Origin of the sequence: Massilimicrobiota sp. An142 (assembly GCF_002160725.1) — a bacterium.
GTDB lineage: Bacteria > Bacillota_I > Bacilli_A > Erysipelotrichales > Coprobacillaceae > Allocoprobacillus > Allocoprobacillus merdigallinarum.
Genome location: NZ_NFLD01000051.1, coordinates 1 through 11,234 on the forward strand (window position 1 = coordinate 1; position 11,234 = coordinate 11,234).

The window sequence follows — 11,234 nt, forward strand, 5'->3', positions numbered from 1 at the left end:
TTTTACAGTAATAACAAATCATTTCTTTATCATATTTTACACAGATATCCATAAAAAAAGATGACCGAAGTCATCTTTTCACTATTTATGCTTTGATAATTCCTTATCCTTCATTTCTTTAACCATTTTCGTCAGACGTTCTTTTTCACTTTGAAGTTGTCCATACATTTCTTGTGTGTCCATCTTCTGATGAGATGGAATATGTTTATTTGTATTTTCATGAAATGTCTTTTCATAAGATTCCTCAGCTTTTTCATGAATACAATGACGTAAAGCTTCTAAAGTTTTATGTTTTTGTTCTTCTTTTTCTTTCATTTCCTGAATTTCTTTTTTTAATTCAGTCTGATTGAAAATAACTTCATTTTCTTCATCCTGACTATTTCTTTTTTCCTGATCTTTAAATACCTTTTGATAAGCGTCTTTTGCTTCTTGAATAATATCTTCCTTACTCATATTGTCGTCCTCCTTCATTTGACGAACTTATTATAAAATGATTGATTTCAAAAAAACATAGACGCTCAACATTTGATTACATGATTAACAAAATTTATGATTGAAAATGATGTTTCTGTTATTTTTATTTACAAAAAGAAAAGATATTCATTTCGAATATCCTTATCTTCTTAATCCTAATTTGTCAACTAATGCTGTGTATCTATCAAGATCTTTATTTTTTAAATATTTTAATAAATCTCTTCTTCTACCGATTTTCTTTAAAAGACCTCTGTTTGAATGATAATCTTTTTTATGAACTTTAAAGTGTTCATTTAATTTGTTGATATCAGCAGTTAATACAGCGATTTGTACTTCTGGAGAACCTGTATCTCCTTCTTTAGTTGCGTATTCTTTCATAATAGCAGTTTTTTCTTCTTTAGTTAACATTATTTATTCCTCCTTTTATTTGACTTAGCCATGTCCAAGAAATAGGTCGAGGACTCTTATATCCTAGATATAGCCGCATTTGTAATTATAAAGAAAGCATAGGAAAAGTCAAGTTATTTATTGATTTTCATGAAAAGAATTTATAAAATATTTCAAAGGAGGATATTTCATGAATAAAATAGCATTTATTGGTGTTGGCGTTATGGGTAAGCCTATGGTTCAACATCTTACTAGCGCTGGATATGATGTAACAATCTATACACGTACTAAAAGCAAGGTACAAGATTTAATAGATCTTGGTATTACCTGGAAAGACAGTGTTTATGAATGTATACAAAATCAAGACATAATTATGACAATGGTAGGCTACCCTCATGATGTTAAAGATATTTATTATGGTCCAAAAGGAATCATAAACAATGCTAAACCAGGAGCTATTCTTATAGATTTGACAACATCATCGCCAAAACTTGCAAAAGCAATTTATAACGATGCCAAAGCACATCAGTTAGAAAGTTTAGATGCTCCCGTATCTGGAGGAGATTTAGGAGCCAAAAATGCAACACTCTCTATTATGGTTGGTGGAGACTATACAACTTTTCAAAAAGTTCAAAAAATATTAGATATCCTAGGTACAAGTCTATATGTGGGAACAAGCGGTATGGGTCAACATACCAAAATGGCTAATCAGATAGTGATTGCTGGAACCATTGCAGGTGTCAGTGAAGCCATTCACTATGCCAAAGAACATCAATTAGATATGGATATATTGATGCAATGTATCACCAAAGGTGCCGCTGCCAGCTGGCAGTTAGAACATAATGGACAAGCGATGATTGATGAACAGTTTCAGCCAGGGTTTTATATCAAGCATTTTATCAAAGATTTAAAAATTGCTAAAGAGGAAATGGATCATCAAGAACTTCCTGTCTTAAATACTGTCTTACAAATGTATCAAAGTCTTCAAGAAGACAATCTAGGAACACAGGCTCTTATACACTATTACGAAGAAAACTCATGAAGTTTTCTTTTTTTGTATCATAATCAAAGAAAGCATTAATAATAAAAAACTGATAAAATGCATCAAATCAAAACTTTCATTTAAAAATATTAAGGATTCTATATAAGTAAACACAGGATTTAAACTTAAAAAGAAACTTGTTTGAACAGCACCGATTTGTTGAATAGCTTTCATATAAGTGATTTGTATAAAAGCAAACCCTAGACCAGAAATAACCAAAAATAAAATCCAGTCCCATATATTTAACGAACTTAACTGATAAAATCTCAATTGTCCCTCTAACAAACAATGTCCAAGTAAAAAAAGAGAGGCAAATAATAATTCAAAAAAAGTAAAACTTATACTATGAGAAATATTCCATTTTTGAATAAGAATATTACCAGAAATATAGAGAATCATACCAAGCAGAAGATAAAAGAATCCAATCTGTATTGAAAAAATCTGAAAATGAATAGACAGTAAAAAAGCAAACAATGATAAAAACATAGCTATCCATTCTTTAAATGTATAATGATTTCTTAAAAAAAGAAATGATAATAAGAAAGTTACTGTTGGAGATAAAGCATTCATAAATGCATTATCTACCCCTTTCACTTGATTCATACCCAAGAAAGTAAAATAGAAGTTTAAATATATAGATAGAAGTGCAATAATGATTAATTTCTTCTTATTTGGACAATGTAAAGGAATATGAGTAAAACAAATATATAAACCTAAAAATAAAAAAGATAATAAGACTCTTAAAAATGCTAAAAATAAAAAAGGAAGCTGATTCAGCAATAATTTCATAACAATAACATTACTTCCCCAAAAAAAGCTTGCTAAAAAAAGTTGAAAATAAATGGACATACTATTCACCATTTCTAGTATGTCCATTTTCATATATTTCAATCATTATTTATATTGATGTGATTTTCCAATAATCTCATGAATATCTTCAATACCCATGTCATCCAAAATATCATTCATTTCCTGAATGATTTTAGGACAAGCATAAGGATCAACAAGGTTTTGACAACCTACAGCCACTGCACTAGCTCCTGCTATCATCATTTCAATAGCATCCTTACCACTGGCAATTCCTCCCATTCCAATAACAGGAATAGACACTGCCTGACTCACTTGATAAACCATACGTAAAGCTACTGGAAAAATAGCTGGTCCACTATATCCACCTGTTTTATTTGCAATAATTGGTCTTCCTGTTTTGATATCAAAACGCATTCCTATCATTGTATTAATCATTGTAATTCCATCTGCTCCAGCTGCTTCAACTGCTTTTGCCATAGCAACTATATCAGTGACATTTGGAGAAAGTTTTACATAAACAGGTTTTTGACTCACTGCTTTTACAGCCTTTGTCACTGCGGCAGCCATGTCCGGATGAGTTCCAAATTGAATTCCTCCCGCATGTACGTTAGGACAAGAAATATTAAGTTCTAATGCCCCTACCATATCATGTTTAGATAGACGTTTAGCAGTTTCAACATAATCATCAATAGCACTACCCCCAATATTAGCAATAACTTTATCATTGTATAATGGACGTAATTTTTCTAATTCTTCATGTATCACTGCATCCACACCTGGATTTTGTAAACCAATAGCATTTAACATTCCACTTGGTCCCTCTGCGATTCTTGGTAAAGGATTTCCATAACGTGGTTCTAAAGTTGTTCCCTTTAACATCATCGAACCTAAACAGTTGATATCATAAAATTTTGTAAACTCATATCCAAAACCAAATGTTCCACTTGCTGGAATAACTGGATTTTTCATATTTAATCCAGGTAATTCAACTCTTAAATTAGCCATTGACAATCACCTCACTTGACATTAACACTGGTCCTTCAACACAAATACGTTTATATGGTTTTGTCTTGACTTTACATGAACATCCCATACAAGCACCAAAACCACATCCCATACGCGCTTCAAATGAAAGATAACCATTTTCAGGATATGTTAAAACCAAAGCATCGAGCATTTTTTCAGGTCCACAAGCATAATATTTATCAAATTCAATATGATTTTCTTTTAAAGCATCAATAACAGTCCCTTTAACGCCAACACTTCCATCCATAGTTGCTATATATGTAGGACAAATGTCCATAAATTCCTTTTGATAGAAAATATCATTTTGACTATTAAATCCAAGTACAGCCTGAACTTCAACACCATGATTTTTTAAAGTTTTTGCTAAATTATACATCGGTGGCACACCTAATCCTCCACCAATCACAACTGCCTTTTGAGCCTGAAAATCTAAAAAGCCATTTCCAAGTCCTGTTAAACAGTCTAAAGTATCACCAATATTTTTCTGTGAAAGAATCTGTGTTCCTTCCCCAACAACTTTAAAAATAATAGTGATATGATTTTCATCATAATCACAAATACTCATGGGTCTTCTTAAATAAGGCTGTAATGAATCATTAATTTTGACATTAATAAATTGTCCTGGTGTTTGAATGAACTTTGCAGCTTCACCTTCTAAAACCATTTCATATACATCTTTGACAAGTTCTTTTTTAGAAACAATTGTCATTATTCCCTGATAGTTTTCCATTTATTTTTCCTCCAAATTTATAAATTCACCATTCAAAATATTAGCAAAAATACGACCATAACATGTTGTTCCTAAAAATGGTGTGTTGGCTGATTTTGATTTCAAGTCCTTTTCTTCAATCGTAAAAGATTGATCAAGGTCAAAAATACATAAATTAGCTAAAGAACCAGTTTGAACTTGACAGTCAAAATGTAAAACTTGAGCTGGTCCAACTGTTAAAGCATCTAGAATTGTTTCTAAAGAAACCAGATTTTTCTTAACTAAATAAGTATATAATAATGGAAATGCATGTTGTAAACCTATAATACCAAACGGTGCATTTTGAATAGATGTATTCTTTTCATCTCTAGCGTGTGGCGCATGATCAGTAGCAATAACTGTGATTGTACGATCATTGAGTCCTTGAATAAGTGCCTGATGATCTTCTTGACTTCTAAGTGGTGGATTCATCTTAAAATTAGGATGACAATCTTGAATATTGTCTTCTGTTAAAATTAAATGATGTGGTGAAGCTTCACCTGATACAGATAAACCTTCTTTTTGAGCTTCATTTAATAAAGCTACAGTTTCTTTTGTAGAAATATGACAAACATGATAACGATTGTGATATTGCCTAACTATCTCTAAATCTCTTGCTACCTGCTTATACTCTGAAGCACTATTAATACCTATTAAATGATGTTCTTTAGCATAACGTCCTTCATGTATACAACCACCATGCAGTTCACTTTCATCTTCACAATGAGCAACAATAATAGAATCTAAATTACTTGCCAACTGCATAGCCAATTCCATCATCTCATCACTTTGAACACCTTTACCATCATCAGAAAAACCTACGACTATATCTTCATCAATAAGACGTGCCATATCTACTAATTTCTGACCTTGAAGATTTTGAGTGATTGCACTATATGTATAGATGTTAACACAACCATCTTGTTCAACCCTATGTTTGAAATCTAAAACTGTTTCAATATCATCCATACATGGATTTGTGTTCGCCATAGCTACAATTGTACCATATCCACCATACAATGCACTTAAACTTCCTGTATGAATTGTTTCTTTATGTTCAAATCCTGGTTCTCTTAAATGTGTATGTATATCTATAAAATTATGTGAAACCAACTTACCTTGTAAATCAATGACAGGCATATCACCGTTTTCGATATTTGAAGATATCTCTTCAATATAACCATCTTTGACTAAAATATCTGTTTTTTGAAAAATACCCTGATTATATAAATAAGCGTTTTTTAATAAGTAATTATTCATTTTCTAATACCTTATGAAGCATTGCCATTCTTACAAAAACACCATTTTGCATTTGTGTAAAAATACGACTCTTCTCACTTTCTACCAATTCGTCTTTAATTTCTACATCACGATTAATAGGAGCAGGATGCATAATAATAGCTGTTTCCTTTAAACGTTGATATCTTTCTAAAGATAATCCATAAATCTGATGATATTTTTCTTTAGAAAAATTTTCATCTCCAACATGACGTTCATGTTGAACTCTTAAAAGCATAACAATGTCCATGTCTTCAATAACATCATCAAAATCAACATAGTTGTAGCCTTCCTGTTTATATTCCAATGGTCCAGAAGTATATACATTCATACCAAGTCTTTGCATAACATGATAATTAGAATGAGCGACACGTGAATGTAAAATATCACCCACAATAACAACATTTAATCCTTCAAAATGTCCAAATTCTTCTTTAATAGTCATTAAATCAAGTAAAGATTGTGAAGGATGATTTCCTTTACCATCACCAGCATTTAAAATAGGAACATTAAGCTTTTCTAGCTGTTTAAAATAATCTTCTTCAGGATGACGAATAACTAAAGCATCACAACCGATACTTTCAAATAATTTACAAGTATCATACAAAGTTTCACCTTTCTTTAAACTTGAATTACTAGCCTCAAAATTTTGAGTACGGCAGCCTAAATTACCAGCAGCCATATCAAAACTATAATGAGTTCTTGTTGATGGCTCAAAAAAAAGATTGGCAACAACTTTCTTTTGGTGATAATCAATCACTTTACCATTTTTAAAAGCAATAGCCTCATCAATAATATTTTGAATCTGTTCTAAAGACAATTCATTTAAATCAACAATTCTTTTCATAGATCCTCCCTTATTTATATTACCCAAATTTTTCATGTAATGCTTTTTCCACAATCGGTGGTACCAAGCCTGTTACACAACGATGGTGTGAAGCAATTTCTTTGACTGATGAAGAAGAAATATAAGAATGATTAGGCCTCGTCATTAAAAAAATCATATCCACACTATCATCTAAATATTGATTTGAAAAGGCCAACTGTAATTCATATTCAAAATCCATCGTTGCACGTAAACCTCGTACCAGTATGGGTGCATTCATTTTTTTAGCATAAGATACTGCTAAATCATCACTAAAATCCACACGAACATTAGCGTAAGTTTTTGTCACCTCTTTTAAAAGCGCCAAACGTTCTTCAAGAGAAAACAATGTTGTTTTTTGCGGATTGACAAATATAGTGACATACAAAACATCATACATCTTACTTGCACGTTCAATAATATCCAAATGACCACATGTAACCGGATCAAATGTTCCAGCATATACTGCATTCATGATTTATTCTCCTTATATATTAATATTTGTAATGATGTAATCCCATAAATTTGTTGTTTCTTTAATATAAATGGTTCTTTAACATCAATGGCTTCTTCTTTTAAATCTTCTATAACAATAATACAATCATCATTCAACATATGATTTTCAACCAGAAAATCTAATATTTTCTGATGAACTTTCATACTATAAGGTGGATCAAGTAAAACCAAATCAAAGCAAATATTCTCCTGAGCAAACTTTAATAAAGCTTTCCAATAATCCATCTTATAAATATGAACAACATCTTCAATCTTTAATGCTTTTACATTGTCTTTCACTGTTAAAAAAGCACGATATTGTTTATCAACACTATACAATTGATCCATACCACGACTAATAGCCTCAATTCCAAGTCCACCACTACCAGCGAACAAATCTAAACATGTACCACCTTGAAAATAAGGACCTATCATATTGAATAAATTTTCTTTGTTTTTATCTGTTGTAGGTCGTGTTAATTTAGAATCAACACTTTTAAGTTGACGACTCTTTAATTTTCCTGCAATGACTCTCATGAATTATACCTCACAACTGAAAACGTTCTATTTGTAAATCATCACTTATATTTTTAAAAACAATACATGTGACTTCTTCTAACAAGTCATTCAATTGATCATAAGCCTGATAATAATTTTGAATAAAAGAATTTTGACTCATCTCATATTGAACTTGCTGTAATTCTTTTTTTAATGACTGTTGCCCAATATCTCCAGGATAGTCTTTTATTTTTAAATAATCTTCCTTCAAACTTTGATACCTCGATAATAATGCAACAGTCTGATCATGATACAAATGACATTGTGCCTGATTATATTTTTCAAATTCTTCTGTTTTAAAAATAGCATCCATTAGTTCATCAATCATTTCATACATATTTTTCACCTACAATAACATATCTAACATCTGTAATAAAGTTCCTACTCTTTCAATACGGTCAGCAAAAGTCATTTTATTTTCTACTTTATATTGTCGTAAAAGTGTTGGAAACTCTTGAGGATAACGTGATAAAATCAAATACCATTTTGGGTGCATTCTTAAATATTGACGCAACTCCTCATTAATCATCGTACCACTGCCTATTTTGAGACTTTGGTTGTTCTTTAACAACAAAAGTGCCAACAAGATCTAAGATTTTTTGCAACCCCTCAAAACTTTTTGAAAGAGCATCTAAATCAACATTTTTTAAAATATCTAACAACCCAGTCAAGTCTGTCCTATTATGTTTATAAGGTTCCCACATTTTGTCATCTTCACCATATAAAACATAAAATTCATAAAGTTGCTGCCAGGTATAACGTCCTTTTACAACTTCTTCGCGAATAGCTGGTATTGTTTTCACAAAAGCTTTAAAATCATCAATTTGCATATTCTCACCATTAATAACATATGCAATTTTATTCCATTTGTTCTTTTAAAAGATCACGGTTATATTTTGCAATGATAGATTGAGCAATTCCTAATCCCATCATAGCTGCCAAAGTTGAAGAACCCCCTGAAGAAATCAATAACAATGGAACTCCTGTCATAGGGATAAAGCCAGAAACTCCTCCAACATTCACTAATAAATGAGTAAAGAAATATAATCCTACTCCATAAAGAATTAATTTACTTTTTGTATCCTTAATTCTTAATGCATAATGAAACATCTTATATATAATAATCACATAAGGAATTAAAAACAGCATGAAACCAACCAAACCTAATTCCTCATAAATAATGGCCACAATAAAGTCATTATGTGATTCAGGTATATAGCCATACTTTTGAGTTGATGATCCAAACCCTTTTCCAAATAAACCACCTGTCGCGAAAGCAATCAATGCATTCGTTAATTGCCAGCCATCACCTTCAATATCTCCCAAAGGATTTAACCAGGTATAAATACGACCTAACTGATATGGTTTTAATATGAAAGTTGCACTTAACAATATAAGAATAAAACCAATAACCAGTAAAATCAAAGCAAGTTTTTTATATTTGGTATAGTATGGACGTGGTGTAATAAAAAACAACATCATACAGATAAACGCCATAATTAAAGAGCTTCCCATATCCTTTTGTAAAAAGACACCAACAAAAAAGGCAATAAAAATAGCTAAAATAGGTCTAAGTATACAATACCATAATTTTCTTTTTTGAAGTTCTTCCTTTTTTTGTCTTGTGATATTTCGAGGAATCTGACAATATTCTTCGATTTCTCCAAAATGGAAAGACAGAAAAAGAATCATAATAACTTTCATAAACTCAGCAGGCTGTATAGTAAATGAGCCAATACGAATCCAGGCATGTGAACCTTTTCCATCTTCAAAAAATAAACAAGCTAACATTAAAACTAAACCAATAGCATAAAAGATCCATGTTGAATTGGCATTCACCCAGCTCTTTTTAAAACAACGTGTTAAAAAAATCATCGCTGCAAAACCACCCAACACAAAAATAGCTTGTTTAATCATATTCATCGAAGCATACATAGGTCCCATCTTCGCTGATTGACCAACTGAAGCACTTCCAATCATCACAATACCATATATGGTTAAAATAACTACACAAAAGTAAACTGTCTTATCAACTCCACGTCTTTTAAAAATTCTTTTCAATAAATTTATCATCGCATGTCAATCCAATCATTGTCTTTAGCTTTTTGAAAAACTTTATATATTGAATAATGTGAAACCTTTTCAAAAGCAGCATCAATTTGTTTTTGTTCACTTTTTGAATCAACAACTTTTATATATCGACGATAACATGTCATAAATTCATCTTTTGAAATACCTTCTTCATAAGCTTTTTCAACAGCATTATATAAAGACATTACATCAATAATATCTTGGGTATCCCAAAATGGACTCAACGGATAATCGTACATTTTCTTCACTTCCTATCTTTTTCATATTATACATGATATGAATTAAAAATAAAACAGGAATTGGGTAGAAACACTAGCAAATTTGTAAATAAAGAATAGTTTAAAGTGAAAGGAGGGATTTCAATGAACTCTTGTTATAATTACGGAGGATGTGGATGCAATAGCTTCATGCCAACATTTGGATTTAATCCATTTGGATGTGGTGGCTGCAACAGTTTTCCAGTCATGACAACAAGTTGTGGTGGATTTAGTTGCAATAATGGCTGCACTTGGTTTGCTATTGTCTTAGTTGTCTTCTTATTGCTTATTATCTGTGGTTGCACAAAAATTTGTTAATCCAAAAAATATGCTAGATTTCTAGCATATTTTTTTCGTTTATGATACAATACATGGCGAGGTGATTAACAACATGATTTTAATGAAAGATATTATTGATGATCATCATCCTTTGATTCGTGAGATTTCTCAACCTGTAGAGATGCCTCTTAGCCAGGAAGACGAACAATTATTATTAGATATGCATGAATTTCTTGTGAATTCACAAGATGAAGAGCTTTCTGAAAAATATCAATTACGTCCTGCTGTTGGAATCGCAGCAGTACAATTAGGTATTTTAAAAAGAATGTGTGCTATTCATGTTTTGACATACGATCAGGATGGAAATATAAAAAAAGCCGATGACTATGCTCTTGTTAATCCTAAAATTGTTTCTTATACAGAAAAACAATCTTATTTAAAAGATGGTGAAGGATGTTTAAGTGTCAATGAGGAAAAAGATGGATATGTTCCTAGACATGCAAAAGTAACTGTCAAAGGATATGATGTTTTAACACATCAAGATGTCACTATTGTTGCAAGAGGATTTTTATCTATTTGTTTACAACATGAACTCGATCATTTTGACGGTGTTCTTTTCTATGATCATTTCAATAAGAACAATCCTAAGGCACCTTTGCCTAATGCTATGATTGTTGAATAAAGAAGCCCTATGAAATTTATTTCATAAGGCCAATGGAGTCAACTTAGTATATTAGACTAGGTGACTCTTTTTTTATTTCTGTAATTCTTGTGGTATGACTATATGTACTCTTTATTATTATGCAAAAAAAAGCGCATAAAGCCCCTGTTGATTTTTTTCGTTTTTTAAAATTTTATCCCATTAAATTTATGATACAATATAATTGTATTCTTAACTACGGGGATATTGTCATAAGCACTGAT

Annotated in this window: 17 protein-coding genes; 3 read left to right on the top strand and 14 right to left on the bottom strand. The window is 31.1% G+C overall.

Annotated elements, in window-relative coordinates; genetic code table 11:
* Nucleotides 1-81: 81 nt before the first annotated feature.
* Nucleotides 82-453, bottom strand: coding sequence for a hypothetical protein (locus B5E87_RS13950; protein WP_087245884.1), 372 nt, complete (start codon nt 451-453; stop codon nt 82-84).
* Between the two features lie 162 nt (nt 454-615).
* Nucleotides 616-882 (bottom strand): 30S ribosomal protein S15, encoded by a 267-nt coding sequence (gene rpsO / locus B5E87_RS13955; protein ID WP_087245886.1) that lies wholly within the window; start codon nt 880-882, stop codon nt 616-618.
* A 169-nt stretch (nt 883-1,051) separates the two neighbouring features.
* Between rpsO and B5E87_RS13960 the strand changes: the two genes are divergently transcribed.
* Nucleotides 1,052-1,903 carry an NAD(P)-dependent oxidoreductase gene (locus B5E87_RS13960; RefSeq protein ID WP_087245888.1) on the top strand — a complete coding sequence of 284 codons (852 nt, stop codon included), beginning with the start codon at nt 1,052-1,054 and terminating at the stop codon, nt 1,901-1,903.
* Here B5E87_RS13960 and B5E87_RS13965 read toward each other — a convergent pair.
* The 12 genes from B5E87_RS13965 to B5E87_RS14020 are packed head-to-tail and all read right to left on the bottom strand — an operon-like array spanning nt 1,898 to nt 10,013.
* Nucleotides 1,898-2,779 (bottom strand): DMT family transporter, encoded by an 882-nt coding sequence (locus B5E87_RS13965; protein WP_241147191.1) that lies wholly within the window; start codon nt 2,777-2,779, stop codon nt 1,898-1,900. The two genes, B5E87_RS13960 and B5E87_RS13965, sit on opposite strands and share 6 nt — an antisense overlap.
* Nucleotides 2,780-2,797: 18 nt before the next feature.
* Complete coding sequence (locus B5E87_RS13970; protein WP_087245892.1) at nt 2,798-3,718, bottom strand: dihydroorotate dehydrogenase; 921 nt, start codon at nt 3,716-3,718, stop codon at nt 2,798-2,800.
* Nucleotides 3,711-4,469, bottom strand: a complete 759-nt coding sequence (locus tag B5E87_RS13975; protein WP_087245894.1) for a dihydroorotate dehydrogenase electron transfer subunit — start codon at nt 4,467-4,469, stop codon at nt 3,711-3,713. Before B5E87_RS13975 ends, B5E87_RS13970 begins: the two co-directional genes overlap by 8 nt.
* The gene (locus B5E87_RS13980) at nt 4,470-5,747 is read right to left on the bottom strand and encodes a dihydroorotase (protein WP_087245896.1); all 1,278 of its coding nucleotides are present in this window, start codon (nt 5,745-5,747) and stop codon (nt 4,470-4,472) included.
* Nucleotides 5,740-6,612: an aspartate carbamoyltransferase catalytic subunit gene (locus tag B5E87_RS13985; RefSeq protein ID WP_087245898.1), complete on the bottom strand. Its 873-nt coding sequence runs from the start codon at nt 6,610-6,612 to the stop codon at nt 5,740-5,742. The genes B5E87_RS13980 and B5E87_RS13985 overlap by 8 nt, the downstream gene beginning before the upstream one ends.
* A 19-nt stretch (nt 6,613-6,631) precedes the next feature.
* A complete protein-coding gene (coaD, locus tag B5E87_RS13990) occupies nt 6,632-7,105 on the bottom strand; it encodes a pantetheine-phosphate adenylyltransferase (protein ID WP_087245900.1) in 474 nt (157 codons plus the stop codon).
* Complete coding sequence (gene rsmD, locus B5E87_RS13995) at nt 7,102-7,662, bottom strand: 16S rRNA (guanine(966)-N(2))-methyltransferase RsmD (protein ID WP_087245902.1); 561 nt, start codon at nt 7,660-7,662, stop codon at nt 7,102-7,104. The genes coaD and rsmD overlap by 4 nt, the downstream gene beginning before the upstream one ends.
* Nucleotides 7,663-7,672: 10 nt before the next feature.
* Nucleotides 7,673-8,020 (bottom strand): YlbF/YmcA family competence regulator, encoded by a 348-nt coding sequence (locus B5E87_RS14000; protein ID WP_087245904.1) that lies wholly within the window; start codon nt 8,018-8,020, stop codon nt 7,673-7,675.
* 9 nt (nt 8,021-8,029) lie between these two features.
* Nucleotides 8,030-8,212: a YlbE-like family protein gene (locus tag B5E87_RS14005; protein ID WP_087245906.1), complete on the bottom strand. Its 183-nt coding sequence runs from the start codon at nt 8,210-8,212 to the stop codon at nt 8,030-8,032.
* Nucleotides 8,205-8,513, bottom strand: coding sequence for a spore coat protein YlbD (gene ylbD, locus B5E87_RS14010; protein WP_191340905.1), 309 nt, complete (start codon nt 8,511-8,513; stop codon nt 8,205-8,207). The genes B5E87_RS14005 and ylbD overlap by 8 nt, the downstream gene beginning before the upstream one ends.
* A gap of 28 nt (nt 8,514-8,541) precedes the next feature.
* Nucleotides 8,542-9,756 (bottom strand): FtsW/RodA/SpoVE family cell cycle protein, encoded by a 1,215-nt coding sequence (locus B5E87_RS14015; RefSeq protein ID WP_087245908.1) that lies wholly within the window; start codon nt 9,754-9,756, stop codon nt 8,542-8,544.
* Nucleotides 9,753-10,013 carry a UPF0223 family protein gene (locus B5E87_RS14020; protein ID WP_087245910.1) on the bottom strand — a complete coding sequence of 87 codons (261 nt, stop codon included), beginning with the start codon at nt 10,011-10,013 and terminating at the stop codon, nt 9,753-9,755. Before B5E87_RS14020 ends, B5E87_RS14015 begins: the two co-directional genes overlap by 4 nt.
* Before the next feature lie 123 nt (nt 10,014-10,136).
* On the opposite strand from B5E87_RS14020, the gene B5E87_RS14025 reads away from it, so the two are divergent.
* Entirely contained in the window at nt 10,137-10,349 is a 213-nt protein-coding gene (locus B5E87_RS14025) for a hypothetical protein (RefSeq protein WP_087245912.1), read from the top strand.
* Between the two features lie 73 nt (nt 10,350-10,422).
* Nucleotides 10,423-10,992: a peptide deformylase gene (def, locus tag B5E87_RS14030; RefSeq protein ID WP_087245914.1), complete on the top strand. Its 570-nt coding sequence runs from the start codon at nt 10,423-10,425 to the stop codon at nt 10,990-10,992.
* Nucleotides 10,993-11,234 lie beyond the last annotated feature (242 nt).